This window comes from Oryzicola mucosus (assembly GCF_014534685.1).
GTDB classification, from domain to species: Bacteria; Pseudomonadota; Alphaproteobacteria; order Rhizobiales; family Rhizobiaceae; genus Oryzicola; species Oryzicola mucosus.
The window spans coordinates 700567-726456 of record NZ_JACVVX010000002.1; the positions used below are offsets into that span (position 1 = coordinate 700567).

The 25890-nt window shown below is 61.9% G+C and carries 28 protein-coding genes; 16 read left to right on the forward strand and 12 right to left on the reverse strand.

All coding sequences use genetic code 11. The features are described 5' to 3' along the window. Positions 1-81 precede the first annotated feature (81 nt). Both ICI42_RS09800 and ICI42_RS09805 read left to right on the forward strand, forming a co-directional pair. A complete protein-coding gene (locus ICI42_RS09800) occupies positions 82-2592 on the forward strand; it encodes a GcvT family protein (protein WP_188164355.1) in 2511 nt (836 codons plus the stop codon). A gap of 89 nt (positions 2593-2681) precedes the next feature. Further along, positions 2682-3521 (forward strand): DUF1194 domain-containing protein, encoded by an 840-nt coding sequence (locus tag ICI42_RS09805; RefSeq protein ID WP_188164356.1) that lies wholly within the window; start codon positions 2682-2684, stop codon positions 3519-3521. Between the two features lie 28 nt (positions 3522-3549). On the opposite strand, the gene ICI42_RS09810 is transcribed toward ICI42_RS09805, so the two are convergent. Next, a complete protein-coding gene (locus ICI42_RS09810; protein ID WP_230980268.1) occupies positions 3550-4488 on the reverse strand; it encodes a GlxA family transcriptional regulator in 939 nt (312 codons plus the stop codon). 218 nt (positions 4489-4706) lie between these two features. Further along, positions 4707-4928 carry a hypothetical protein gene (locus ICI42_RS09815; RefSeq protein WP_188164358.1) on the reverse strand — a complete coding sequence of 74 codons (222 nt, stop codon included), beginning with the start codon at positions 4926-4928 and terminating at the stop codon, positions 4707-4709. Positions 4929-5144: 216 nt separating this feature from the next. Here ICI42_RS09815 and ICI42_RS09820 point away from each other — a divergent pair, with 216 nt between their 5' ends. Further along, positions 5145-6044 carry a LysR substrate-binding domain-containing protein gene (locus ICI42_RS09820; RefSeq protein ID WP_188164359.1) on the forward strand — a complete coding sequence of 300 codons (900 nt, stop codon included), beginning with the start codon at positions 5145-5147 and terminating at the stop codon, positions 6042-6044. An 87-nt stretch (positions 6045-6131) separates the two neighbouring features. Here ICI42_RS09820 and ICI42_RS09825 read toward each other — a convergent pair whose 3' ends face one another. The 7 genes from ICI42_RS09825 to ICI42_RS09855 form a co-directional block, all read right to left on the reverse strand. Continuing rightward, positions 6132-6308, reverse strand: a complete 177-nt coding sequence (locus tag ICI42_RS09825; RefSeq protein WP_188164360.1) for a hypothetical protein — start codon at positions 6306-6308, stop codon at positions 6132-6134. A gap of 196 nt (positions 6309-6504) precedes the next feature. Continuing rightward, a complete protein-coding gene (locus tag ICI42_RS09830; protein ID WP_188164487.1) occupies positions 6505-8532 on the reverse strand; it encodes an ASKHA domain-containing protein in 2028 nt (675 codons plus the stop codon). Between the two features lie 236 nt (positions 8533-8768). After that, on the reverse strand, positions 8769-9737 hold the full coding sequence (locus ICI42_RS09835; RefSeq protein WP_188164361.1) for a methyltetrahydrofolate cobalamin methyltransferase: 969 nt from the start codon (positions 9735-9737) through the stop codon (positions 8769-8771). Then, positions 9734-10048 (reverse strand): virulence factor, encoded by a 315-nt coding sequence (locus ICI42_RS09840; RefSeq protein ID WP_188164362.1) that lies wholly within the window; start codon positions 10046-10048, stop codon positions 9734-9736. Before ICI42_RS09840 ends, ICI42_RS09835 begins: the two co-directional genes overlap by 4 nt. Positions 10049-10173: 125 nt before the next feature. Next, a complete protein-coding gene (locus tag ICI42_RS09845) occupies positions 10174-10815 on the reverse strand; it encodes an exopolysaccharide biosynthesis protein (protein ID WP_188164363.1) in 642 nt (213 codons plus the stop codon). 106 nt (positions 10816-10921) lie between these two features. Continuing rightward, on the reverse strand, positions 10922-11494 hold the full coding sequence (locus ICI42_RS09850) for a DUF4893 domain-containing protein (protein WP_188164364.1): 573 nt from the start codon (positions 11492-11494) through the stop codon (positions 10922-10924). 46 nt (positions 11495-11540) lie between these two features. Continuing rightward, positions 11541-12173: a DUF1638 domain-containing protein gene (locus ICI42_RS09855; RefSeq protein WP_188164365.1), complete on the reverse strand. Its 633-nt coding sequence runs from the start codon at positions 12171-12173 to the stop codon at positions 11541-11543. A 64-nt stretch (positions 12174-12237) separates the two neighbouring features. On the opposite strand from ICI42_RS09855, the gene ICI42_RS09860 reads away from it, so the two are divergent. Then, positions 12238-12393 (forward strand): entericidin domain-containing protein, encoded by a 156-nt coding sequence (locus tag ICI42_RS09860; protein ID WP_188164366.1) that lies wholly within the window; start codon positions 12238-12240, stop codon positions 12391-12393. A 102-nt stretch (positions 12394-12495) separates the two neighbouring features. Here ICI42_RS09860 and ICI42_RS09865 read toward each other — a convergent pair whose 3' ends face one another. Continuing rightward, the gene (locus tag ICI42_RS09865) at positions 12496-13191 is read right to left on the reverse strand and encodes a corrinoid protein (protein WP_188164367.1); all 696 of its coding nucleotides are present in this window, start codon (positions 13189-13191) and stop codon (positions 12496-12498) included. A 257-nt stretch (positions 13192-13448) separates the two neighbouring features. Here ICI42_RS09865 and ICI42_RS09870 point away from each other — a divergent pair, with 257 nt between their 5' ends. From ICI42_RS09870 to ICI42_RS09900, 7 genes are all read left to right on the forward strand, one after another. Further along, on the forward strand, positions 13449-15014 hold the full coding sequence (locus ICI42_RS09870) for a trimethylamine methyltransferase family protein (RefSeq protein WP_188164368.1): 1566 nt from the start codon (positions 13449-13451) through the stop codon (positions 15012-15014). Positions 15015-15148: 134 nt separating this feature from the next. Beyond that, positions 15149-15469 carry a type II toxin-antitoxin system RelE/ParE family toxin gene (locus ICI42_RS09875; RefSeq protein WP_188164369.1) on the forward strand — a complete coding sequence of 107 codons (321 nt, stop codon included), beginning with the start codon at positions 15149-15151 and terminating at the stop codon, positions 15467-15469. A gap of 8 nt (positions 15470-15477) precedes the next feature. Continuing rightward, on the forward strand, positions 15478-15759 hold the full coding sequence (locus ICI42_RS09880; protein WP_188164370.1) for a helix-turn-helix domain-containing protein: 282 nt from the start codon (positions 15478-15480) through the stop codon (positions 15757-15759). A 36-nt stretch (positions 15760-15795) separates the two neighbouring features. Next, complete coding sequence (locus tag ICI42_RS09885) at positions 15796-16467, forward strand: 4Fe-4S dicluster domain-containing protein (protein ID WP_188164371.1); 672 nt, start codon at positions 15796-15798, stop codon at positions 16465-16467. A gap of 73 nt (positions 16468-16540) precedes the next feature. Further along, on the forward strand, positions 16541-17968 hold the full coding sequence (locus tag ICI42_RS09890) for an APC family permease (protein ID WP_188164372.1): 1428 nt from the start codon (positions 16541-16543) through the stop codon (positions 17966-17968). A gap of 117 nt (positions 17969-18085) precedes the next feature. Next, complete coding sequence (locus ICI42_RS09895; RefSeq protein WP_188164488.1) at positions 18086-18646, forward strand: RNA polymerase sigma factor; 561 nt, start codon at positions 18086-18088, stop codon at positions 18644-18646. Positions 18647-18648: 2 nt separating this feature from the next. Continuing rightward, positions 18649-20658, forward strand: coding sequence for a vWA domain-containing protein (locus ICI42_RS09900; protein ID WP_188164373.1), 2010 nt, complete (start codon positions 18649-18651; stop codon positions 20656-20658). A 70-nt stretch (positions 20659-20728) separates the two neighbouring features. Here ICI42_RS09900 and bmt read toward each other — a convergent pair whose 3' ends face one another. Continuing rightward, positions 20729-21742: a betaine--homocysteine S-methyltransferase gene (gene bmt, locus ICI42_RS09905; RefSeq protein ID WP_188164374.1), complete on the reverse strand. Its 1014-nt coding sequence runs from the start codon at positions 21740-21742 to the stop codon at positions 20729-20731. Positions 21743-21851: 109 nt separating this feature from the next. On the opposite strand from bmt, the gene ICI42_RS23950 reads away from it, so the two are divergent. The 5 genes from ICI42_RS23950 (at position 21852) to ICI42_RS09925 (ending at position 24755) form a co-directional block, all read left to right on the forward strand. After that, positions 21852-22274 (forward strand): DUF72 domain-containing protein, encoded by a 423-nt coding sequence (locus ICI42_RS23950; protein ID WP_269140760.1) that lies wholly within the window; start codon positions 21852-21854, stop codon positions 22272-22274. Further along, positions 22216-22650 (forward strand): DUF72 domain-containing protein, encoded by a 435-nt coding sequence (locus ICI42_RS23955; protein WP_269140761.1) that lies wholly within the window; start codon positions 22216-22218, stop codon positions 22648-22650. The genes ICI42_RS23950 and ICI42_RS23955 overlap by 59 nt, the downstream gene beginning before the upstream one ends. Before the next feature lie 43 nt (positions 22651-22693). Then, positions 22694-22816 (forward strand): capsid protein, encoded by a 123-nt coding sequence (locus tag ICI42_RS09915; RefSeq protein WP_188164375.1) that lies wholly within the window; start codon positions 22694-22696, stop codon positions 22814-22816. A 50-nt stretch (positions 22817-22866) separates the two neighbouring features. Further along, positions 22867-24246, forward strand: a complete 1380-nt coding sequence (locus ICI42_RS09920) for an aspartate aminotransferase family protein (protein WP_188164376.1) — start codon at positions 22867-22869, stop codon at positions 24244-24246. Between the two features lie 137 nt (positions 24247-24383). After that, positions 24384-24755 carry a hypothetical protein gene (locus tag ICI42_RS09925; protein WP_188164377.1) on the forward strand — a complete coding sequence of 124 codons (372 nt, stop codon included), beginning with the start codon at positions 24384-24386 and terminating at the stop codon, positions 24753-24755. Between the two features lie 247 nt (positions 24756-25002). On the opposite strand, the gene mmsB is transcribed toward ICI42_RS09925, so the two are convergent. Next, on the reverse strand, positions 25003-25887 hold the full coding sequence (mmsB, locus tag ICI42_RS09930; RefSeq protein ID WP_188164378.1) for a 3-hydroxyisobutyrate dehydrogenase: 885 nt from the start codon (positions 25885-25887) through the stop codon (positions 25003-25005). Between the last annotated feature and the right edge of the window lie 3 nt (positions 25888-25890).

The window sequence follows — 25890 nt, forward strand, 5'->3', positions numbered from 1 at the left end:
TCCGCATATTAATCTCGGCCGCAAATGAGTGGATCGCTTCGGCTGAGGCCGGGCGCAGCAGGCGAGATGGAGTTGGGCGGCATGAAGACTGAAGCGCGCGCGGTCGTGATCGGTGGGGGCGTTGTCGGTGTTTCGACGCTGTATCATCTCGCGAAAAAAGGATGGGGCGACAGTGTTCTGATCGAGCGCAAGGAACTGACGTCGGGTTCTACATGGCATGCCGCCGGCCTGCTGCCCTTGTTCAACATGAGCTACTCGGTCGGCCAGATCCACAAATACTCGGTGCGCTTTTATCAGGAGCTGCAGGAAGAGACCGGCATGAATGTCGGCTTCACCAGATGCTCCAACATCCGGCTGGCCCGTACCAAGGACCGTTGGGACGAGTTCATGTATTATGCCGGTATTGCCGAGACGATCGGCGTTCCGGTGAAAATCCTGACGCCCGAACAGCTCAAGGAAGTCTGGCCGCTATGCGAGACCGACGGCATTCTGGGCGCCATCCAGCATCCCGACGACGGCTACATCCAGCCCGCCGACCTGACGCAGGCGCTGGCGAAGGGCGCGCGCGATCTGGGCGCTACGATCTATCGCAACACCGCGGTCACCGCGATCGAGCAGACTGCGGACGGCAAGTGGCTGGTCAAGACCGACAAGGGCGACATCACAGCCGAACATGTGATCTCGGCTACCGGCAATTTCGCACGCAAAACGGGCAAGATGGTCGGGATCGACATTCCGGTCATCCCGGTCGAGCATCAATATATCGTCACCGAGCCGCATCCGGCCATCGTCGAGCGCAAGAAGAAGGGACTGCCCGAAATGGGCGTGCTGCGCGAAAGCGACAGCTCCTGGTACATGCGCGAGGAGAATGGCGGCCTGCTGCTCGGCCCTTACGAAAAGGGCGCGCCGGTCTGTTATGTCGATGCGCCTTCCGACGACAGCGAATACGAGTTGTTCCAGGAAGACCTCGAACGCCTCGAGCCGTATATCGAGACGGCGATCGCCCGCGTGCCGGCCTTTGGCGAAGTCGGCATCAAGAAGGTCTACAACGGCGCAATCGCCTATACGCCGGACGGTTCGCCGATCATCGGCCCGGCCCCCGGCCTCAAGAACTTCTGGCTGAACGAAGGCCATTCCTTTGGCGTCACCGCTGCCGGCGGCGCCGGCTGGCAGCTTGCGGAATGGATCGTGGACGGCGAGCCGACCATCGACATGATGGGCGTCGACCCGCGCCGCTTCGGTCCCTATGCGACCGAAGGCTACCTCATCGCAAAGAACGAGGAAGCCTATGCCAACGTCTTCACCATGCACTATCCCGACGAGGAACGGTCTGCCGCGCGCCCGCTGAAGACGACGCCCGTCTATGATCGCATGAAGTCGCTGGGCGCGGTGTTCGGCTCGGTCTATGGCTGGGAGAGGCCCAACTGGTTCGCGCCGGACGGCTATTCCGTGCCCGAGGATCAGCTCGGTGTCGGCGCCGATGTGCTGACATCGGAAAATCATGCGCCGGCTTTGGAAGACGGTCGTGTGGTGGAGAAATGGTCGTTTCGGCGCTCCAACTATTTCGAGCATGTCGGTAACGAGGTGAGGAACGTCACCAGCAATGTCGGCGTGCAGGATATGTCGGCCTTCGCCAAAGCCTGGGTGCGCGGACCGGGTGCGGAAGCATGGCTGGACTCGATCTTTGCCAACCGCATCCCGAAGAAGATCGGGCGCATCGCGCTCTGCCATTTGCTGACGAAGCATGGCGGGGTACGCAGCGAGTTCACCGTCTACCGGCAGCCCGGCGGCTTCTATCTCGTCTCGGCCGGCGCCTACGAAGCGCATGACCACGATATCCTGCGCAAGCTGCTTCCGACAGACGGCAGCGTGCAGTTCACGCCGATGACAGCCCAGTGGGGCGTGCTGGTGCTGGCAGGCCCGAACAGCCGCAAGGTGCTGCAGAAGCTGACGCGCACGCCACTCGACAACGCCAGTTTCCCCTGGCTGTCCGGTAAGCAGATTTCGGTCGGCACTGCGACAGCGCATGCCTTGCGCGTCAATTTCGTCGGCGAGCTCGGCTGGGAGCTGCACCATCCGATCGAGCAGCAGAACACCATCTTCGACCTGCTGATGGAAGCGGGCGCTGAATTCGGCATCAAGCCTTTCGGCATCCGCGCCATGACTGCCATGGCCATCGAGAAAAGCTATCGGCTCATCCCGCGCGAGCTTTCCATCGAATATTCGGCCTGGGAAAGCGGGCTCGACCGCTTTGTTCATCCCAACAAGGGGGATTTCATCGGCCGCGACGCGCTGGTCAAGCTGCGCGAGAACGGTCCGCGCTGGAGCTTCGTCACCATGGAAGTGCATGGCGTTACCGATTGCGACGCGCGCGGCTCGGAAGCAATCTACAAGGATGGCGCGCTGGTCGGCCGCGCCACCCATGGCGGCTACGGCTGGCGCATCGGCAAGAGCATCGCGCTCGCCATGGTCAAGCCCGACATGGCGGAGCAAGGCGGGGAATTCGAGATCAAGATCCTTGGCAAGCTGCACAAGGCGACGATCATCGGCGAAAGTCCGTTCGATCCCAATAACGAAGCGCTCAGGGCGTGAACTTAGCGCTCGCGAAAATGTGAGGGGAAGCGGCGGCTATTTTGCCGGCGCTTTCTGGTCAGCTCTGAAAATTCGCGTAACCTTGCGGAATGTCTCGTTTGCTTCGCATCAGACATTTCCTGGCAGGTGGCGCCGCCTTGGCGCTGACGGCCTTCTGCGGTCAGGCCGCATCGGCTGCCGAGCAAGTCGATGTCGAACTGGTCCTGGCGGTCGATGTGTCGCTGTCGATGTCGCCCGACGAGCTTGAGATCCAGCGCAAGGGCTATGCGGAGGCGCTGACGCATCCGCATGTGCTGCAGGCGATAGCGGACGGCGTCAATGGCAAGATCGCCGTCACCTATTTCGAATGGGCGGGCGTGTCCTCGCATCATGTCATCGTGCCCTGGACGGTGATCGCCAATGCCGAAGATGCACAACGCGTGGCGACGGCGCTTTCGGTCGGACCGCCCAACAGTGCCAGGCGCACATCGATCGCAGCAGCACTCGAATTCGGCGCAGACCTGTTCGCCGAGACCAGCTATCGCGGCTTGAAGCGCGTCATCGACATTTCCGGCGATGGGCCGAACAACCAAGGCCCGCCGGTCAGCGAAATCCGCGACAAGGTTACCGCGCAGGGCATCACCATCAACGGCCTGCCGCTGATGACCAATGGCGGTTTCGCCAGTGCCTATGATGTCAGCGATCTCGACCGCTACTACACCGATTGCGTGATCGGCGGGCCGGGGGCGTTCATGATCCCGGTCAACGACTGGTCGCAGTTCCCCGAAGCCATACGCCGCAAGCTGGTGCTCGAACTGGCGGGAAATCCGCGCACGGTGCCGGCCTACGGCGCCTTGCCGGTGGTGCTGGCGCAGGCCGAGCCTGCCACCGACTGCCTTGTCGGCGAGAAGATGTGGCGAGACCGCTCCTGGATGTGGGACAGCCGATAGAGCCGGCCGCCTCGATCAGCCAGGCGTTCTACGCAGCGATGAGGTGCTTGCGGTCGAGCCGTTCCTGCTGCGGCGAGCGGGCATAGAGTTCGCGGTAGCATTTCGAGAAATGCGATGCCGAGACAAAACCGCAGGCGACAGCGACTTCCACAACCGGCATGGCCGACTGCACCAGCAGATGCCGTGCGCGGTCGAGCCTGATTTCGAGGTAATAGCGAGCGGGCGAACGCCCCATTTCGGTGCGGAACAGCCGCTCGATCTGGCGGCGCGACAGGCCGACATGATCGGCGATCTGGATCAGCGACAGCGGTTCGGCCAGATTGGCTTCCATCAGTTCGATGATGCTGAGCACTTTGGAGTTCTGCACCCCGAGACGTGCCCGAAGCGGCAGACGTTGCCGGTCGGTGGGGCTGCGCACCCGGTCGGTCAACAGCTGCTCGCAGACGCTGTTGACGACGTGATCGCCGAAATCGTCGCCGATCAGCTTCAGCATCATGTCCAGGGCCGCTGTCCCGCCGGCGCAGGTGTAGATATTGTGGTCGACCTCGAAGAGATCGGCGAAGACGTTTGCCTTCGGAAAATTCTCGGAAAAGCCGGGCAGGTTTTCCCAATGGATGGCACAGCGGCGATTGGCCAGCAATCCTGCGGCTGCGAGTACGTGGGCACCGGTGCACAGTCCGCCAATGGCTACGCCGCGGTTGTATTCCTCGCGCAGCCAGCCGAAGACCGAGCGGTTCTGGTAGCCTTCGACATTGACGCCCGAGCAGACGATCACCATCGAGGGTCGATCGGGGCCGGCCATCTTGCGGCGCTCTTCCTCCAGCGAGGTGTCGACGGCGCATTCGACCTGGTTTGATGCTCTTACGGGCCTGCCGTCGCCGCTCGCCAGGCGCCAGCGGTAGCCTTCATAGCCGAGCATGCGGTTGGCGATGCGCAACGGCTCTATCGCCGTCGCGAAGGCGACCATCGTGAAATCGGGTACAAGGAAGAAAACAAGCGAACGTTTGATCGAATGCTTTGCAGCGGTCACGTAACCCTCACACGGGCGACACATTCGAAGGAATGTCGCGATTAGCACAGCGTCGAACGAAGACGCCTTGGCTGTCAATGGTGTGGGGGGCAAAGCAACGACAAAATTTGCGACGTGCGAGAGGGGCCGGCCAAAGCCGGCCCGGGTCTCCTCAATCAGCAAGGAACCTTCGCCGAAATGAGCCTGACCGGCCTGCTTGCGCTTGTCTTCACGGTGTGGCGCGGACGGCGCTGGATGGCTTCATCGGCAGGCTGAGGCCAACCGATATCCTTCTGGATATTCCTCGGCAGCGACTGCAGCATGCGCTCGGTATGGTGACGCTTCAGCTGGTTGAAGTAGCGGTGAGCCAAGCGTTCAAAAGTGCTGAGAATAAGCATTGTCTTACCTTTCCATAGACTTAGCCGCAGAGGCGCAAACTGGCGCCACCGGTTACGGCGGTTTCCTGATTATCGATGGTGTCTTGGAGCTTTGAGGCTCCGGATGTCCGTGACTGTCAGCAGCGGTTCGTCATGAGATTGACTATGCCGACGATTTGAGGTTCAATCAATCGCAATGAAATGATCTCTTCGTTCAGTTTTATTGATGTAGGTGTCATGAACGCTCCGCTCAATCATCCTCTGCCTTTGCTCGATCTGGACGTGTTGCGAACCTTCGTCGCCATTGCGGAAACCGGCAGTTTCACCACCGCGGCAAATGCCGTCTATCGCACGCCGTCCGCGGTCTCCATGCAAATCAAGAAGCTCGAAGACATTCTCGGTCGCGCCGTGTTCGTACGCGATGCGCGTTCTGTGTCTCTGACGACAGATGGAGAAATGCTTCTGGGCTATGCCCGACGGATGCTGGCGGTCAACCGCGAGGCGGTGTCGAAATTCATCGTTCCCGACATAACCGGCGTCGTGCGGCTCGGCTCGCCCGATGATTTCGGCGAGCGTGTGCTACCCAGCGTTTTGAAGCGTTTCGCGCAATCGCATCCCTCGGTCGCCGTCGACGTGACCATCGATCAGAGCAGCAATCTGCGGCGGCGCATGGACGATCGTTCGCTCGATATCACGCTGTTGACGAACTCGGTGCGGGTCAGCATGGACAATGCCGAGGTGATGATGACGGAGCCGATCGTCTGGGCGGGTGCCAAGGGGGGGTGCGCTCATATGCGCGAGCCGCTGCCGGTTTCGATCTGGGAGGAGGGCTGTGCCTGGCGTGCCGGCGCGCTCGAGGCCTTGGGTCGCGTCGCCCGCAATTTCCGCGTCGCCTATATGAGCGCGCATACGGCAGGCCAGAGGGCGGCTATCCTTGCCGATCTCGCGATCGCACCTCTGCCGAAATCGTTTTTGGGTGACGACATGGTCGAACTCACCGTCGAAGATGGCTTGCCCGAAATGCCCAATTACAGCCTTGCCATGGTGGTGGCGCCCGATGCGAGCGCGCCGGTACTGGCGGCTGCCGATCACATCCGTGCGGCTTTCGCCATCTTCAAGGAAACCGGCAGGTTCTGACTGTTTATCTTAAAAGCAAAACCCCGAAGCCGGCCTGGCAATCGGGGTTCGATGTTGAACCGCGGTTGTCGTGTCTGACCTCGCAGATCAGATGTATTCCCAGCCGATGCGGCTGCCGGAAGAGGTCGACGGGCGATCCGGCGACCAGCGCCAGCCGATGTCCTTCTGGATGGAGCGCGGCAGCGAGTCGAGCATGACCTGGGTCTGGCGACGAGCGCGGTTCTTCATGGCAGTGTTGGCGAAACGGACGAAACCCTCAAACATGGTCGTGCTTTCTGTCTAAAATCTGTGCGGAGTGCTGATGTCGTGTGCGTATGAGACGCGATTGAGCTCCAATTAGGACAAATAGCAGGCAAAGTGCGACAAATTATTGCATTGCAGCAATGCATTTTTGCATGTCAAACCAGCAAAAAAGCCGGCTAACTCTGCGCCGGCTTTAAATGGACCATAGGCAATGTCCTTAGTCGCGCGTCCGTCTTGCAGCACGGTCCTCGCGCGAGCGTCGGCGGGGCGCACCGTCTCCCGCCGTGCCGTCGGTGTTGGCTGACTTGCGCGGTGGCAGGGTTACTTGTTCGGCCAGTTTGGGGAACGGATCGACCTTGTTGGGCAGCGCCATGGCGTCGATGAAGAGCTGCTGGAAATGCGGTTCCAGCGCGGTTTCGATCTTCTCGATCCGCCCCACTTCGGCTTCGATCTCGCGGCGATGGTTGCGGTTGAGCAGGGCCATCAGCGCGCCGGTGCCTGCCGCATTGCCGACCGCCTTGACCTCGGTCAGATCGCAATCCGGGATCAGGCCCAGCACCATGGCGTATTTCGGGTCGATGAAGGACCCGAAGGCGCCGGCGAAGCGGATGGTGTCGACCGCCTCCACGCCTTGCTTTTCCATCAGAAGCTTCACCCCGGCATAGAGCGCGGCCTTCGCCAGTTGAATGGCGCGAATGTCGTTCTGGGTGACGGTGATGCGCGGTTCGCCGTCATGCAGCAGGTAGGAGAATGTACGGCCGTTCTGGATGATCCGCGGGCTGAGTGCAGCCGTCGCACCGTCGACCACGCCGTCCTCCGAGATGATGCCGCTCAGATACATCTCGGCCACCACTTCGATGATCGCCGAGCCGCAGATGCCGGTGATGCCCGTCGCCTGCGCCTGCTCGAAGAAACCATCCTCGTCGGACCAAAGGTCGACGCCAATGATGCGGAACTTCGGCTCCAGGGTCAGCGGGTCGATGCGCACGCGCTCGATCGCGCCGGGCGCTGCGCGCTGACCGGACGAGATTTCCGCACCCTCGAAGGCCGGGCCAGTGGGCGATGAGGCCGCGACCACACGCTCGCGGTTGCCCAGTATGATCTCGGCATTGGTGCCGACATCGACCAGAAGCATCATCCGGTCCTGTCGGTACGGGCCTTCCGAAAGCGTTGCACCGGCGGCATCGGCGCCGACATGGCCGGCGATGCAGGGCAGCATGTAGAGCCGCGCGCCGCGATTGACCGAGATATCGATGTCATGGGCCCAGTAGTGCAGGGCGCCCGATACGGCGAGCGCGAAGGGCGCTTGCCCGAGTTCCGTGGGGTCGATGCCCAGGAACAGGTGATGCATGATCGGGTTGCAGACGAAGACGCAGTCGAAGATGTCCCTGCGGTCGACGCCGCCCTCGGCGCAGACCTTGTCGATCAGCCCGTTGACGGCCTCGCGCACGGCCTTGGTCATCGCCTCGCGCCCGTCCGGGTTCATCATCACATAGGACACGCGGCTCATCAGATCTTCGCCGAAACGGATCTGCGGGTTCGATGTGCCGGAGGAGGCGGCGATGCGGCCCGACAGCAGTGAGACCAGATGCATGGCGATGGTGGTCGAGCCGATATCGCAGGCGATGCCGTAAGCCTCGTTCTTCAGGCCGGGATAAAGGGCCACGATAAACGGCCGAGAGCTCTCCATGTCGCGGTGGATGGCGGCGGTGACACCCCAATTGCCCTTGCGCAGGATAGCTTGAACCTGCGGGATCAAATGAGGCGCGACGGCCAAATCCTTCCAGCCCCAGTCCTTTTCGAGCATCAGCTTGAGCCGGTCGAGATCGCCGAGCGGCTTGTGCATATCGGGCTCGTCAACCTCGACATAACAAAGCTGGACAGCGGCGTTGCGCTCGATGACACGGTCGCTCGCGGCCTTGCGGATGGTCTGGGCGTTGATGACGGTGTCCTGCGGCACGTCGATGACGAGATCGCCTTCGATCGTAGCCGAGCAGGACAGCCGCCGGCCTTCCGGTAGGCCGCGCACGCGCTCGTAGCGTTCTTCCTTGGCTCCCTTGGGCGAGATGTGCTCGTTTGAGGAGACGATCTTATGCTTGGCGAAACTGCCTTCCTGCACCGACACCTGGCATCGCCCGCATGTCGCCCGCCCGCCGCATACGCTCTCGACATAGACGCCGAGCTGGCGCGCGGCGTCCAGCACCGCCGTGCCTTTCGGGAACCGCCCGCGCTTGCCCGATGGCATGAACAGGACGAGGGGATCGGTGAGGTTTGCCGGGGCGTTCAATGCTTGACACCCCCCTCTGTCCTGCTGGACATCTCCCCCTCAAGGGGGGAGATCAGCAGTTGCGACAACAGTGCTTTCTTACCAACCTCGGCGATTGGCGAAACCCGCGATGACATCCGATCTCCCCGCTTGAGGGGGAGATGTCCGGCAGGACAGAGGGGGGTGCGGGAAAGAACGGCGCTCACTTGTTGAATTTAACCCCGATTCATCCGCGCTTCTCTCCCGCCCCTGCGCCGTCCACCGGCCGCGCCGCCATCGCCGGGCGCATTGACCTGCACCGGCGCTGGAGCGTGAACCTCACCCGGCTTGTAGTCCTTGTAGGTGCGAATCCAGTTGGTGCAATCCTTGTCGGTGCCGGCGAGCACGTTGGCGCCGCGCACCGCTTCCATTTCCTGCGGCCGGCACGGGTTCATGATCGCTGATGTCATTCCCGCGCCGATCACCATAGGGATGAAGGCGGCATTGATGCCGTGCCGGTGAGGAAGGCCGAAGGAGATGTTGGACAGGCCGCAGGTGGTGTTGACCTTGAGTTCGTTGCGCAAACGATAAAGCAACTGGAACACCTGTCGGCCGGCATCGCCCAGCGCGCCGATCGGCATGACCAACGGGTCGACCACCACGTCATGCGCGGGAATGCCGAAATCGGCGCAACGCTCGACGATCTTCTTGGCGACGGCAAAGCGCACGTCCGGGTCCATCGATATGCCGGTCTCGTCATTGGAGATGGCGACCACCGGCACGTTGTACTTCTTGATCAGCGGCAGAATCGCTTCGAGCTTTTCTTCCTCGCCGGTGACGGAATTGACCAGCGGACGGCCCTTGGCGACCTTGAGCGCTGCCTCAATGGCGGCCGTCACCGAACTGTCGATCGACAAGGGCAGGTCGACCAGCCCCTGGACGATTTCCATCGTCTGCACCAGAAGCGCGGGCTCGGTCGCATTGGGGTCGACGGCGGTGACGCCTGCATTGACGTCCAGCATGGTAGCGCCGGCGGCGGCCTGCTCAAGAGCGTCCTTGATCACCGTGTCGAAATTGCCGGCGACCATTTCGGCGGCGAGTTTCTTGCGGCCGGTCGGGTTGATGCGCTCGCCGATGACGCAAAAAGGCTGGTCGAAACCAATGACGATTTCGCGGGTCGCCGAGGCGACGATGGTACGGGTCATGCGTGTTCTCCGTTGCCGGCCTTGCCGCCAGATTTGGCGAGTTCGGCAAGCCGTTCCCGCGAATATGCATTTTCGATCTCGACGAAAGCCTTGTCGGCCTCGGCTTCCAGGTCGTCGCCGACGGGAACGGGCGCGGCCCTGCGCCACTCCGCCAGATAGGCGTCCGTCTCGGCCGCGCCGCTGCGCATCGCTGCCATGTCTATGGCCTCGGTGAAGCGCAGCGGCAGTTCGCGCTTGGCGGTCTGCCGGCCTTTCTTGACAATGATTTGGGCGGGTATGTCACGCCAGTAAACGACAACCAGATCCGCCATATGCCTGCGCTTTGTGAGTTCGTCCTGCAGCGAGCATTGCCCGAGGGCCGAAGCGCCCGCTTGTTACCAGACGACGCGCGCGCCTTCAAAAACGACGCGCATAAAATAGCGGAGGACGTTGTTTCTCAGAGCCAGCCCATCACGACCTGGGCGGCGGCACCTGCCGTGCCGATGATACCGGCGATGATGCCGAGCGAGACGATGGCAACAACGGTGCCGAGCGCAAACAGGATGCCGTCGCGCTGGGTCAGCGACAGGCCGAGCAGGGCGGTGGCAAAGGCCGGCAGCCAGTTGCCGAGCGGGATGGGAAGGGTAATGCAGGTGGCCAGGATCAGGGCTGCGATGCCGACGATACGTTCGCCACGTCGCCTCCAGAACGGCCAGTAGCGCGGCTTGACCATGCGTTCGACGCGCATCAGGCGCGGCACGATCCAGTCGGTCACGGTACGGAACTGCTCGGCGGAGATCGATCGGCGGGCAATGAAATTCGGCAGCCACGGCTTGCGCGTGCCGAACGCCATCTGCGCCGAAACGATCAACAGCGGAATGCCGAGAATGAGCGACGTGCCCGGCGGCAGCGGCATCAGATTGAAGGCGGCGAACAGCGTCAGCAGGGGCGCGAAGGCGCGATGCCCCATCATGTCGCGGATATGGCCAAGCGTCACGGTTCCCTCGGCGCGCGTCGCCATGTCGGAAAACATCTGCGAAAGCCGATGCCTGCGGCGGTGCTCTCCGCAGACAGTGTCGTCGGCGCTGAAGTCAGTCATGCCCTGCTGTTCATCCCGCTTGGTTTTTCATCTTCTCATTAACGTCGGAAGATTTCCATCTTATGTCAGGCCCAAGATGTGCGGCTTGTGCCGTCCGATTGCAAGGTCAGCGACGGAATTCGAGAATGTCGAGCTTGGATTCGTAATGCGGTGAGGGCAGTTCTACGCGCCATTCCTGCGGCCCGGTGCGGAAGGCATAGCCAACCTGGTCGGTCTCCGGGCCTGAGGCGTAGGGCTTGACCGCTTCGCCGGCGACGAAAAAGGAGCCGAGATAGATCAAGCGCTTGTCGCCATCGTCGAAGAACCGGCCCCTGGTGCGCTGCGAGCCGGTGAGCTTTTCCAGCGTCCAGCCCGAGCCGTCGTCGGTGACGCGGCATTTGAACCAGTCATAAACGACCAGTTCGCCGAGACCGCCGGCCTTGATGGTGCGGCACTGCCAGGCACCAACCATGTCGAAGCCCTGAAAAGACTTGTCCGGCTTAGCCAGAATGTCCTTCAGCGTCGCGACATCGGCGGCATTGCCCTTTTCGGCTTCGGTCACGGCTTCCTTGCGCGTGTCGTCGTAGTTCGCCAGGCGCTGCTTGTCCGCGGGGGTCATCAACTTCTGCACCTCTCCGTCGGCATGTGCTGCGCCGAGGGTCAGGGCAAGGTGAAGGGCGACAAGAACGGGAATGCGCATGGAAAGTCTCCTTTTGTCGCCACCCAGGATGCCAAAGCGGGCCATTTCAGGGCCTGGGGCCATTTGCCGTTCTCAGGAACGCGGTGAGGTCGCCATAACCCGTCGCACGTTTCTCGTAAGTGAGACCCAGCAATTTAGCGGCATTCTCCGCAACACTGTCCAGTTCCGGATCGTCGGTCTGGGCGAGATAGATCAGCTTTTCGTAATTGCCGAAATAATCCTTGATCAGTTCCGGATGCCGGTCGAGCCCGAGCGGCCGGATAAAAAAGGCGTCGAACTGGCGGCAGAGAAAGTCTGTCATGTAGAAGGCCAGCATATCCGCATCGCCCGACGCCATGAAGCGATCGTTGCCTTGGTAGAAGGCGAAGCAATGTGGTCCGGCGAGGCGTTCGACGCCATGCTTTTCGCAAACCGCATCCAGATGGCCGCCCGTGCCGCAGTCGGCATAGCCCACGACGATATGCTCGTAACCCTCGGCCCGCGCGTCGCCGATGGCCTTGTCCATGGCCGGCGCGATACGGTCGGGATAGAAATGAAACTCGGCGGGAAGGCAGGTCAGGTCGAGATGGTTGAGGCCGAACTGTTGCTTCACCGCGAGCACCTCGCGCGCAATCATGCCGCAGCCGATCACAAGCGTGTGGGCAGGGTCAGTTTTTGTGGCGATTTTTTGTCTACTCATGGAACTGCACGCCGCGGTCCGCGTTCAATCTGCGTGACTTTACCGATTGAGGGAGACATCGTCCATGAAGCTCAAACATCTTGCCCCGCTCGCTATCATCGTTTCGGCGATCGGCCTTTCGGCTTGCGCGAACACCATTCGAGGCGCCGGACAGGATACGGCCAACACCGTGCGAGCGGTGGACAGCGCTGGTAACAACGTTGCCGGGTCGGTTCGGTAAATCCGAAGAATTTTATTCAGGAATGGCCGCTCCGTATAGGGCGGCCATTTTTGTATCTGGCTTCAGGAGAGCGACGCGATCCGGGACCGGACAGGCGCAACGTTAAGCATTGCGGCTGTTGTGGCGCCGCTTCATGAAATCCTTGGCAGTTTCGACGGTAACGGCGGCATCGCGGCAATAGGCGTCGGCGCCGACGGCCCGGCCGAATTCCTCGTTCAGCGGCGCGCCGCCGACGAGCACGACGAAGTCGTCGCGGATGCCTCTTTCCTTCATCGTGTCGATGACGACCTTCATATAAGGCATGGTGGTGGTCAGCAGCGCCGACATGCCGACGATATCGGGCTTGTGTTCTTCAATGGCCGCAAGATATTTCTCGACCGGATTGTTGATGCCGAGGTCAATGACGTCGAAGCCCGCACCTTCCATCATCATGCCAACCAGGTTTTTGCCGATGTCGTGAATGTCGCCCTTGACGGTGCCAATGACCAGCTTGCCCTGCTTCGGCGCGCCGGTGGCGGCCAGCAGCGGGCGCAGGATGAACATGCCGGCTTTCATCGCATTCGCCGACAAGAGCACCTCGGGGACGAACAGGATGCCGTCGCGGAAATCCTCGCCGACGATGCGCATGCCCTCGACGAGCGCTTCTGTCAGCACCCGGTAGGGCGCCCAACCGCGCTCGAGCAGGATGTTGGTGCCTTCCTCGATTTCCTCCTTGAGGCCGTCATATAGGTCGTCGTGCATCTGCTGCACGAGTTCGTCGTCGGACAGTTCGGAAAGGATGATTTCGTCGTCGGACATTACCAAGGACTCCAGGGGCCGGCGCGCGGCATGCGACTGCTTTTATAGGTAGCTTGCGCGCGGTGATTTTCCATGGCCGATTTGCGACCTCCCGCAGCGGGAAAGCGACTGAGGTCGGCTTGGGCAATAGTATTGCGCTTGTCGATTTTGCGACAGGTGGTGGCGCTGGCGAACCGTTTCGGCGTAGCCTCTGGGCTACTCTCCGACGACAGGGCTGTCTTGCGCGGCCGACACGGATTCTTCAGGGAAGTGCGACCATGGACGACAGCGGACAGGAACCCTCGGGCGGCAGGCGGGGCCGGGGCGAACGTGGCGGGGCAAACGCCCGGCGCGCGGCGCGGTCGGGTGGCGGTCCTGGCACGCAGCTGACCTACATCAAGCGCGCGATCAACGTCTATGAGGTCCTCAACGAGGAGGGCCTGGCGCTGATCGAGAAGAACGCCGACACCGTGCTGGAAGAGATCGGCATCGAGTTCCGCGAAGACGAGGAGGCGCTGGCGCTATGGAAGGCGGCGGGCGCTGATGTCAGAGGCGAGCGGGTGCATTTCCCAAAAGGCATGTGCCGCGAATTGTTGAAGACCGCGCCGTCGATCTACACCCAGCATGCCCGCAATCCCGAACGGTCTGTGCAGATCGGCGGCAACGCAACCGTGTTCGCGCCGGTCTACGGTCCGCCCTTCGTGCGCGATCTCGACGGCGTCAGGCGCTATGCCACGATCGAGGATTTCCGCAATTTCGTGAAGCTCTCCTATATGGCGCCGTCGATCCACCATTCCGGCGGCACGGTGTGCGAGCCTGTCGACGTGCCGGTGAACAAGCGCCACCTCGACATGGTCTACAGTCATATCAAATATTCCGACAAACCCTTCATGGGCTCGGTCACCGCGCCCGAACGCGCCGAAGACACGGTGGCGATGTGCAAGATCCTGTTTGGGGACGATTTCGTCGACCAGAACACGGTGCTGACCAGCCTGATCAACGCCAACTCGCCGATGGTGTTCGACGGCACCATGCTGGGCGCGCTCAAGGTCTATGCCCGCAACAACCAGGCCTGCATCGTCACCCCCTTCATCCTCGCCGGCGCGATGAGCCCGGTGACGGTGGCGGGAACGCTGACGCAGGTTCTCGCCGAAGTTCTGGCCGGTGCTGCGCTCACCCAGCTTATCAGGCCCGGCGCACCGGTGCTGTTCGGCACCTTCGCATCCTCCATCTCGATGCAGTCGGGCGCGCCGACCTTCGGCACGCCCGAGCCCTCGCTGGTGTCCTATGGCGCTGCCCAGCTGGCGCGCAGGCTCGGCCTGCCGTTCCGCACCGGCGGTTCGCTCTGCGGGTCCAAGGTGCCGGATGCCCAGGCAGCCTATGAAAGTGCCAGCACGCTCAACTCGACCGTATTGGCGGGCACCAATTTCGTGCTGCACGCGGCCGGCTGGCTCGAAGGCGGTCTCGCCTCCTGCTATGAAAAATTCATGATGGATATCGACCAGCTCGGCATGCAGCAGAAGTTCGCCCAGGGCGTCGACCTGTCGGAAAACGGCCAAGCGATGGATGCTATCCGCGAAGTCGGCCCCGGCAGCCACTATCTCGGCTGCAGCCACACCCAAGCCAATTTCCAGACCGCCTTCTATCGTTCCGCGATTGCCGACAACAATTCCTATGAACAGTGGTTGGCCGAAGGCGAAAAGCGTGCAGAAGCGCGCGCCAACGAGATGGCGAGACGCTGGCTCGAAACCTACGAGGCGCCCTATCTCGATCCCGCGATCGACGAGGCGTTGGTGGATTTCGTGGCGCAGAAGAAGAACTCGATGCCCGACGCCTTCACGTGAAGCGAGCCCGCTTCAGGCCGGGCTAAAGTGGCCGACATCATTCACAAGGAAGTCTGGCGCACCGCTGTGCGGGGGCCGGAGGAGGGATGATTGTCTCATTTGCGCTTATACTGGTTCTGATATAAGTTGCTGTCATGTCTGCGCGGAAGCGGATTGAGTTTCTTGGGGATTCGCTCGTACAACTGAGGCGGTTTCCTGAATCGGCTCAAAAGGAGGCCGGCGTCCAGTTGCATAAGGTGCAATTGGGCCTTGAGCCGAGCGACTGGAAGCCGATGGCGTCGATAGGAGCCGGTGTCCGGGAAATCCGTATCAGGGATGAGATGGGCGCGTTCCGTGTGATCTATGTCGCGAATATCGGTGATGCAGTCTATGTGCTGCATGCGTTCCAGAAAAAAACGCAAAAGACCGCAAAGCGCGATATCGACTTGGCGGTTCTGCGCCGAAAGCAGATCTGAGGACAATTATGGAGCGTGAGGTTTTCGAGGATATCTGGGACGCGTTGGAAGCAACCCCGGCGGAGGCGGCCAACATGTCGATGCGTTCGGGACTGCTGATTGCCATCGAACAGCAGGTTAGGGGCTGGAATCTCAGCCAGGCGGAGGCCGCGCGGCGACTTGGCGTGACACAGCCGCGGCTCAACGACCTGCTTAAAGGAAAGATTGTCAATTTCAGTCTCGATGCCCTCGTTGAACTGGCTTCCCGAGCAGGTCTCAAAGTCACGCTCGACATCGCGCAAGCGGCATAGATGCGCGCGGGAGTGGCTAGGTGCGGTGTCTAAGCAATGATATCCGACCAACTCAACTCAGCTTTTACAGCCGTTGGCCTGTCTCTCCGTAGCGGGTTCAGCTTCTCTGCGTCCGATAACGCGCCGCCCGGTCTTTCTGGGCATCCGGCCCGGTCGGTGCTGCTGGTCGGCAATGCCGGCGCTGGATACTGGCCGCATTTTCAGCGCTGGCTGAGCGAGCAGCCCGCGCCGGTCCAAAATCCGCTCGATACATGGTGCCGGCAGATGATCGGCGGGATAGCCGAACAGGTCGGCGCACGCGCGGTGTCGCCTGCCGACAAGCCGTATCTGCCGTTCCAGCAATGGGCGATGCGCGCCGAAGGGTTGCGCGCGTCGCCGCTCGGCGTCCTGATGCATCCGGTGTACGGCGTTTGGCATGCCTATCGTGGCGCGCTGTTGTTTGACGTTGAGATTTCGATTCAAGTGCCTCGCAGTTTGAATCACCCCTGCGACCTATGTGTTTCAAAACCCTGCAAGAAACACTGCCCGGTCGCCGCCCATGCGGGCGAGGGTTTCGCTTATGCGGATTGTCTCGATCATGTCCGCGGCCACGACGGCGCGGATTGCCGTGAAAGGGGTTGCCTCGATCGCAATGCTTGCCCTCATGGAACGGCATTCCGCTATCCCACGGAGGTTCAACGTTTTCATATGGATGCGTTTGCGGGTTGACTCGCCGCTCCATACGGCGACCAATCCTTGGGAATGTGCGTTGATTCCTGCCGCTTCCAGAGGGGACATCTGAATGGCCGATACAACCGCTTCCCAAATCTCCACGCCTGCCATCGAACCCAGCCTGCACAGGGTCATGGGACCATGGCTGCTGCTTCTGTTCATTGTCGGCGATATTCTCGGCACCGGCATCTATGCGTTGACCGGCCAGGTCGCCAAGCAAGTGGGAGGCGTGGTCTGGCTGCCCTTTCTCGTGGCCTTCGCCGTCGCCTTGATCACGGCCTTCAGCTATCTTGAACTGGTCACCAAATATCCGCGGGCAGCAGGCGCCGCGCTCTACACGCACAAAGCGTTCGGTATCCATTTCATCACCTTCATCGTCGCCTTCGCGGTGATGAGTTCCGGCATTACCTCGGCCTCGACGGCTTCGCGCGCCTTCGCAGCCAACCTCTCAAACGCCTTTGGCTGGAACCTTGAAGCGGGCATTGGCATCACGCTGGTGGGCCTTGCCTTCATGGCGGTGGTTGCGGTCGTCAATTTCCGGGGCGTCGGCGAAAGCGTGAAGGCCAATGTTGTGCTGACCATGGTGGAGCTTACCGGTCTTCTGATCATCATTGTCATCGGCCTTTGGGCCATCGGTGCCGGGCAGGGCGATGTCTCACGCGTCACCCAGTTCTCCGCATCGGCTGACCGGGGCGCATTCTGGTCGGTCATCGCAGCGACCACGCTCGCTTTCTTCGCCATGGTCGGGTTCGAGGATTCCGTCAACATGGCGGAGGAATGCAAGAACCCGTCGAAAATCTTCCCGAAAGTGCTTCTCGCTGGCTTGCTGATCACCGGCGTGATCTATGTGCTGGTGTCGGTTTCGGCGATCACGCTGGTATCGCCGGAAGATCTGGGCGAGGGGGAGACGCCGCTGCTCAAGGTCGTCCAGGCTGGCGCGCCGAATTTCCCGATCGGTATCTTCGCCTTCATCACCATGTTTGCGGTGGCCAACAGCGCACTGATCAATATGCTGATGGCGAGCCGTCTGGTCTATGGCATGAGCCGCGAGCATGTGTTGCCGCCGCTGTTGGGCAAGGTGCATGTCACACGACGCACACCCTACATCGCCATCGGCTTCACCACCCTGCTGGCCTTCGGCCTGATCACCTTCGTGGGCGAGGTGCCGGCTCTGGGCGGTACGACGGCGCTGCTGCTGCTCTGCGTCTTCACCATCGTCAATGTCGCGGTGCTGGTGCTGCGCAAGGACAAGGTCGATCACGATCATTTCCGTGCGCCGACCATCCTGCCTGTCGTGGGCGCCATCTGCTGCGCCTTCCTGACCGGCCCGTGGACTGGCCGTGACCCCGTACAGTACAGCATTGCCGGTGTGCTTTTGGCCATCGGCGTCGTGCTCTGGGGCGTGACCGTTGCTGTCAACAAATCAACCGGCGTTCAGCCAGCGGCCCCGCGGTCCGATGACGACGACGAGTTGCATTTCCGTGGGCCGGTGAACTGACCCACCGTTTGAAGCGCGGCGGTGAGGTCGCGCTTTCTCTGCGGCGTCATCGAAAAGCATGAAAAATCTTTCCATCACCCCAAGGATCGCCGACAAGCGTTCGTCCAACGGGCAATGATGGCGATGATGCTGGACAAAAGCGATGTCTCCGATGCCGATCTGATCGGCCGAGCGCGCAATGGCGACAGGCTGGCGTTCGGCGCTCTGGTCGAGCGGCACTATGGATTCATCCATCGCGTTGCTTTCCGCTGGTGTGGCCGCAAGGCCGACGCCGAGGACATCGCGCAGGAGGTCTGCGTGCGGCTCGGCAAGGCTATCCGCGACTATCGCGGCGGCGGTGCCTTCACCACATGGCTCTACGCCATGACGATGAACGCCGCCCGCGACCTGATGCGCAAATCCGCGCGCGAAAGCCTCAAGACACAGGCTTTCGGGGTGCATGCGCTGATTTCAGGCGAGGCGCAGGAAGAGCCGGACGATCAGGCCGACCGGCTTTGGCTTGCTGTACGGCAATTGTCCGACAAGCAGCGCGAGGCGGTGGTTCTGGTCTATGGCGAGGGGCTATCGCATGCGGCCGCCGCCGACGCGTTGGCGGTCGCGGAGGCAACCGTGTCCTGGCACATCCATGAAGCGAAAAAACGGCTGAAGCAACTCATGCGCTCGGCCGGGGAAGAGTGACCATGGTCGACGACAACGAACTGGAAAGGCTGCGTTTTACCACTGTTCCGGCTCCTTCGGCGGAGGCCAGGGCGCGCGCCTTGCAGGCGGCGATGACAGCCTTCGACGATGCCGAAAATAATGCGGCCGCCACCCAAGCTTCCGAAGGCGGGCGTCGTCTCACAGACCGAGTGCACAAACTCTGGAGTGAGATGATGACCAAGAAATTTCTGACCGCACCCGCCCTTGCCGGCGCCGTGGCGTTGCCGCTCGCCGCCTATGTGACTTTCCAGGTGATCGAGCAGCAGGGTTTCGATTTCGGCCGCGGCCGTGGCGAGCTTCGCCAGACAAACCAGCCGGTTGCCAAGCCTTCCGAGGCCGAAAACCGCGACGTTGCAACCGAATTGGCGGCGCCACAGCAGCCCGAGGCTGCCATTGCACAGGAAGCAGCACCTTCGGCCGGTGGCCAGCCGGCCTTTGCCCCGCCGCCGGCACCTGCGCCGCAATCGGCAAGCCGCGACATGGCCCGTTCAAGCGGCGTGGTCGCGCCCAAGATGCTGACCCGCTCCCCGACCGACTTGCTGCCGCCGGCTACGGAGAACCGTGACCGCGTCCAGACGTTCGACGGCAACCCGATCAAGGTGACGGCGGAAGAGCCGGTGTCGACCTTTTCCATCGATGTCGACACAGCGTCCTATTCCTTCGTGCGCCGCTCGCTGAAGGAGGGGTTTCTGCCGCAGGCCGACACGGTGCGCGTCGAGGAGATGATCAACTACTTTCCCTATGATTGGCAGGGTCCAAACGATGCGAAGGACCCCTTCAAGTCGACCGTAAGCGTGTTTCCGACCCCTTGGAATGCCGGAACGAAGCTCATGCATGTGGCGATCAAGGGGTATGATGTGCAGCCGGTTGAGCGGCCCCGCGCAAACCTCGTTTTCCTCATCGACGTGTCGGGATCGATGAACGCGCCTGATAAGCTGCCGCTGCTGCAATCGGCGTTCCGGCTTTTGGTCAACACGCTTCAGGCCGACGACACCGTGTCCATCGTCACCTATGCCGGCGAGGCGGGCACCGTGCTGGAGCCGACCAAGGCTTCGGATCGCCAGGCAATCCTGGACGCTATCGACCGGCTCCAGCCGGGCGGTTCGACGGCTGGAGCCGCCGGCATCGAGGAAGCCTACAGGTTGGCGCAGAAATCCTTCGTGCAGGGCGGCGTCAACCGGGTGATGCTGGCCACCGACGGCGACTTCAATGTCGGGCAGAGCGACGATGCCGATCTCAAGCGGCTGATCGAGGACAGGCGCAAGGCCGGCGTGTTCCTGTCTGTGTTCGGCTTCGGGCGCGGCAATCTGAACGACCAGATGATGCAGACCATCGCCCAGAACGGCAATGGCACGGCCGCTTATATCGACACGCTGGCAGAGGCCGAGAAGGTGCTTGTGGAGGAGGCGGGTTCGACCCTGTTTCCGATTGCCAAGGACGTCAAGATCCAGGTCGAGTTCAATCCGGCTGCTGTCTCGGAATACCGGCTGATCGGCTACGAAACCCGGGCGCTCAACCGCGAGGATTTCAACAACGACCGTGTCGATGCGGGTGAGATCGGCTCGGGCCATTCGGTGACGGCGATCTATGAGATCACCCCGAAGGGCAGCCCGGCTGAGATGGTCGACGACCTGCGATATGGCGAGGCGACCGTGCAAAACCCCGGCGGCATCGCCAATGCCGACGAATATGCCTTCGTGAAAATCCGCTACAAGGCGCCCGACAGCGTCACCAGCACGCTGATCACCACGCCGGTGACAAAGGCGAACGAAGCCTCAAGCTTCGATACGGCTGGCGTCGACCAGCGCTTCTCCGTCGCGGTGGCCGCTTTCGGGCAGAAATTGCGCGGCGAGGATGCCACCGCTGGCTTCGGCTACGACCGTATCACCGAGATCGCGACGGCTGCGCGGGGCGACGATCCTTTCGGCTACAGGGCGGAGTTCCTGTCGCTGGTGCGCCTTGCCTCAGCGCTGGAGGCGGGCAAGCGGTAAAACAAGCGTGACCGTGGAGCCGGGGATATGGCTCTGTCGCGTGGCTGGGAGGGCTGGATAAGGGTCGCGTTCAGCGCTGCCTGCGCCGCTCACGACGGCCCTCGGCCGTCTCGGGTGCGTTGGCGGTGGCGAGTTTGTTGCGCATCGGGCCGATGCGCTCGACAATCTCCTCGACTGTCGGGCGACCAACCTTGTGGTGCTCATCCAGCGCCTTGCGCATGGCGGCGAGATGCTCGAAGGAGGTGCCGCAGCAGCCCCCGACGATCTTTGCGCCTGAATCGACTGCGAGACGCACATAATCCGACATCAGATCGGGCGTGCCCGAATAGTGGATTTCCGTGCCCCTGAATTCCGGAATGCCGCAATTGCCCTTCACGATCACAGTCGCGTCCGGCTTTGCCTCCGTCATGTCGAGCAGCGACGCCAGAATGTCTGACGCACCGACACCGCAATTGGCGCCGACTGCCACGGGCTGCTGCTGAAGTCCTTCGGACACACCATGGATATCCTTCGGCAGCAGGCCCATCATGGTGCGGCCGGCCGTGTCGAACGAGCCGGTATAGGTGTAGGGCAAGCCGACCTTGATCGCGGCTTCGGCCGCCGCGCGGATTTCCTCAGGTGCCGACATGGTCTCGATCCAGGCGACCTCAGCGCCGCCCGCCTTCAAGCCCTCGATCTGTTCGGCAAAGGCCTCGACAGCGTCGTCATAGGTCAGGGCGCCGAGCGGTTGCAGCAACTCGCCGGTCGGGCCGACGGAGCCCGCCACGATCACGCGGCGGCCGGCCTTGTCGGCGACGGAGCGGGCGATTTCAGCGGCGCGCTTGTTCAGCTCGAACACGCGATCCTGGGCATGGTGCAGCTTCAGCCGATGGCGTGTGCCGCCGAACGAATTGGTCAGGATGATGTCGGCGCCGGCCTCGACGAATTTCCGGTGCAGCGTTTCAATTTTTTCCGGCGCGCTCTCGTTCCACAATTCCGGTGCGTCGCCGGATTCCAGACCCATGGCGAACAGATTGGTGCCGGTGGCGCCATCGGCCAGAAGCACGCCTTTTTCGGCAATGAGATCATCAATCGGATTTTGCATGGGGTGCCTCGCTAACCGTGCCAATAGATATAAAGATCTCTTTATGTCTCGTCAATGAACGGTGCCGCAGTCGACGTCGCACAAAAAGCCGAGTCGCGCGTTAAACGTCATGGCTAGAGAAAATCACGAATCTTCCCGAAGAGCAGGCCAAGACGACGGTCGCGGCAGGGGCGGCAAAGCCGGCGCACTGCATCTGGGGACCTCTGGTTGGCATTATGCCGACTGGTGGAGCGCGTTCTACCCCGACGAGATCAAAAAGAAGGACGCCCTGGCCTATTATTCCAGCCGTTTCGATACCGTGGAACTCAATGCGCCTTTTTATCGGATGCCGACTGAGAAAGCCGTACGCAATTGGGCGGAGGCGGTGCCCGAGGGGTTTTTGTTTGCGTGGAAAGCCTGGCGGTACTTCACGCATCTCAAGCGTCTGCCGGTCGACGAAACCTCCCCTTCAATTGATGGAGAGCCGGATAGCGATGCTCGGAGAAAAGGCCGGCCCGGTGCTCTTTCAACTGCATCCGGGAATGAAAATTGATCTGGAGCGTCTTGCCGCCTTCCTGTCCTCTCTGCCCGGGACCACGCGCTACACCATCGAATTCCGGCATGAGAGCTGGTACGAGCCGGCAGTTTTTCGCTTGCTGGAAGATCATGGCTGCGCCCTCTGCATTTCCGACCATGCGCATGCACCTTCGCCGCGCGTGGTGACGGCCGATTGGGCCTATATCCGCAACCATGGCCCTTCCGGTAACTATCGCGGCCACTATTCGGAGGAGGCGCTGAAGGATTGGGCGGGCTGGATCGACCAGCGCCGGAAAGAGGGGATCGAACTGTTCATGTTCTTCAACAACACCATGAGATCCGCTGCTCCGAAGGATATCGAACAGCTCGAATCCTTTCTTGCGCCGGGCTGAGCGCTGCTTGCCAGAGGGAGCGGCGTTCGACTAAGCTGCTGGAATGGTTTCGTACCCATTTGTCCAGCAGCATCTGTTCGCCGTGACGCCTTCGTCGCGGACACGGCATGCCGAGTTGCTGCGGCTGTGCGCCCGCATCGGCTATTCGCCGCCCACCAGCGTCTGAACTCGCCCCGGCCAGACTGCCGGATTGAATCAAGACAGTGGGATAAATCCATGACCTATCAGAACTATTCGCTGGCACAGCTTCAGCAGATCGACGCCGCGCATCATCTGCATCCCTTCACCGACTCCAAGGAACTTCGCGAGGCCGGCTCGCGCGTCATTGCCCATGCGCAGGGGCCGTATATCTACGATACCGAGGGGTTCGAACTGCTCGATGGCATGGCCGGGCTTTGGTGCGTCAATGTCGGCTATGGACGCGACGAACTGGCGGAGGTCGCCGCCCAGCAGATGAAGGAACTGCCCTACTACAACTCCTTCTTCAAATGCTCGACGCCGACGCCGATCCTTCTCGCGAAAAAGCTCGCCGAACTGGCGCCCAGGCACATCAACCAGGTGTTCTACGGCTCGTCCGGTTCGGAGGCCAACGACACCGCGTTGCGGCTGGTGCGGCACTATTGGGCGCTGGAGGGCAAGCCGGAGAAGAACCGCATCATCTCGCGCACCATGGCCTATCACGGTTCCACCGTGGCGGGCACGTCGCTGGGAGGCATGGCGGGCATGCACAGCCAACTCGGCGGCGCGGTGCCCAACATCGTCCACGTCATGATGCCCTATGCCTATGAGCTCAAGCTGCCCGGCGAAAGCGACCATGAGTTCGGCCTGCGTGCGGCGAAAGCCGTCGAAGACGCCATCCTCGAGGCTGGGGCGGACAAGGTGGCGGCCTTCATCGGCGAGCCGATCATGGGGGCGGGCGGGGTGAAGATCCCGCCGGAAAGCTACTGGCCGGAGGTGCAGCGTATCTGCCGCAAGCATGACGTGCTGCTGATGCTTGACGAGGTCATCACCGGCTATGGGCGCACCGGCGAATGGTTTGCCGCGACGACCTTTGGCATCGAGCCCGACACCATCACCACGGCCAAGGCTCTGACCTCCGGCTACCAGCCGTTGTCGGCGCTGTTGGTGGGCGACCGTATCGCCAACACGCTGGTTGAGAAGGGTGGCGAATTCTACCACGGCTATACCTATTCGGGGCATCCGGTGGCTTGCGCGGTGGCTTTGAAAAACCTTGAAATCATCGAGCGGGAAGGGCTGGTCGAACGGGTCAAGTCCGATACCGGGCCGTATTTCGCGAAGGCGCTGCGCGAGCGCATCGCGCCGCATCCGCTGGTCGGCGAGGTGCGCTCGGTTGGCCTGATGGGAGCGATCGAGATCGTCAAGGAGAAGGCGACGCGGGAGCGTTTCTCGCCGGAGGGCAGCGCCGCTGTCACTGTCCGCGACCATGCGATAGCCGCCGGCTTGATGATGCGCGCGACGGGCGACACGATGATCCTGTCGCCGCCCCTGATCTGGACGCGCGAGATCATCGACATGGCTTGCGACCGTATCCTCAAGGCACTCGACCTGGCGGAAGCGGATCTGCGCAAGGCATAGCTGTCAGCGGTTCGGCGCAGGACATCGCACCTGCGCCGAACCGGCGATGCCATTGGTTATTGTGCGGCGCACAAAATTGGCGTAAGGATCGGCATCGACGCAAAGCCAGCGTTTCCGCCAGCAAGGCCGCCAACTCCATGATCAAAAGCTCTTCCAAAGCCGCCGGCAAGGCTGCGACCGTCTATGGAAATCTCATGCTGGCGCCGATGGTGATCGCCATGCGCGTTCCGCTCTTGGCCTCCGAAGCCGGATCTGACGGCAACAAGGGCGTGGAAACCATGCGCGCCATCACTGAAAAGACATCCGCGATGTTCGAGGGTGCGATGGCCGCGCAAGCATCGCTTATGAAGGCAAGCTGGCAGTTCTGGCCGGTCGTCGTTGCCGGGCGCGCACCGTCCTTGCTGACGGGCGAGGCCGCGGGCGAGGCGATGACGGCGGCTTTCGAAAAGTCCGGTACCACGGTCAGGGCCAATTTCAAGCGGTTGAGCAGGCCAAAAGCCAGCCGCTGAGGCTGTTTACCCAGCGCAAAAACCGCGCTCTAAACGAGGCGCGGTTCTGCCAACTAAACGCTTGGGTACCCATACACGGCACTTAAGAACGATGGCTCCGGTACGCGAGACCTGATCCGGAGCGTTGGGCGGCTTTGCTGTCCGCCTTGTTCTCCGTTGTAAGGCCACATCGTTACCGTGCGGTTAGCGAGTGCTTAAGCAAATCTAAATTTGCTGTTTTTCTTGAGCGGGCCTTACCCAAGATCGATTACGCAGCGTCACCGCGCAGGAACTTGATGATGCCCGAGAAATCGGCGTCGCCATGGCCCATGGCGTTGTAGAGGCCGTAAAGCTGCGTCGCCTCAGCGCCCAAGGGCGTTACCGCGCCGGCGGACTGGGCCGCTTCCTGCGACAGCTTGAGATCCTTGAGCATCAGGGCGGCGGCGAAGCCCGGCTTGTAGTCGCGGTTGGCGGGTGAGGCAGGCACTGGCCCCGGCACCGGGCAGTAGGTGGTCAGCGACCAGCATTGGCCGGAGGAGGTCGAGGCGACGTCGAACAGCGCCTGATGCGACAGCCCGAGCTTTTCCGCCAGGACGAAGGCCTCCGCCACCCCGATCATCGAGATGCCGAGGATCATGTTGTTGCAGATCTTGGCGGCCTGCCCGGCGCCTGCGTCGCCGCAATGCACGACCTTGCCCGCCATCGGCTGGAGGATCGGTTCGGCTTGGGCGAAGGCTTTCGCGCTTCCGCCGGCCATGAAAGTCAGCGTGCCCGCGGAGGCCCCGCCCGTGCCACCGGACACCGGCGCGTCGACCGAAAGCAGCCCCGCCTTTTCCGCAATCGCATGCGCCTTGCGTGCGGAGTCGACGTCGATGGTCGAGGAATCGATGAACAGCGCGCCCTTTCTTGCCTGCGCAGCGATATCTTCGTAAACCGACACGACATGCTTGCCGGCTGGCAGCATGGTAATCACCACGTCGGCATCCTTCACGGCAGCGGCCGCGTTGGCCATGACGGTGATGCCGTTCTCCCTCGCTGTGGCGAGGTTCTCCGGCATCAGGTCGAAACCGTGCACGTCGTGCCCCGCCTTGACGAGATTGGCCGCCATGGGGTTGCCCATATTGCCAAGTCCGATGAATGCGATTGTGGTCATTGT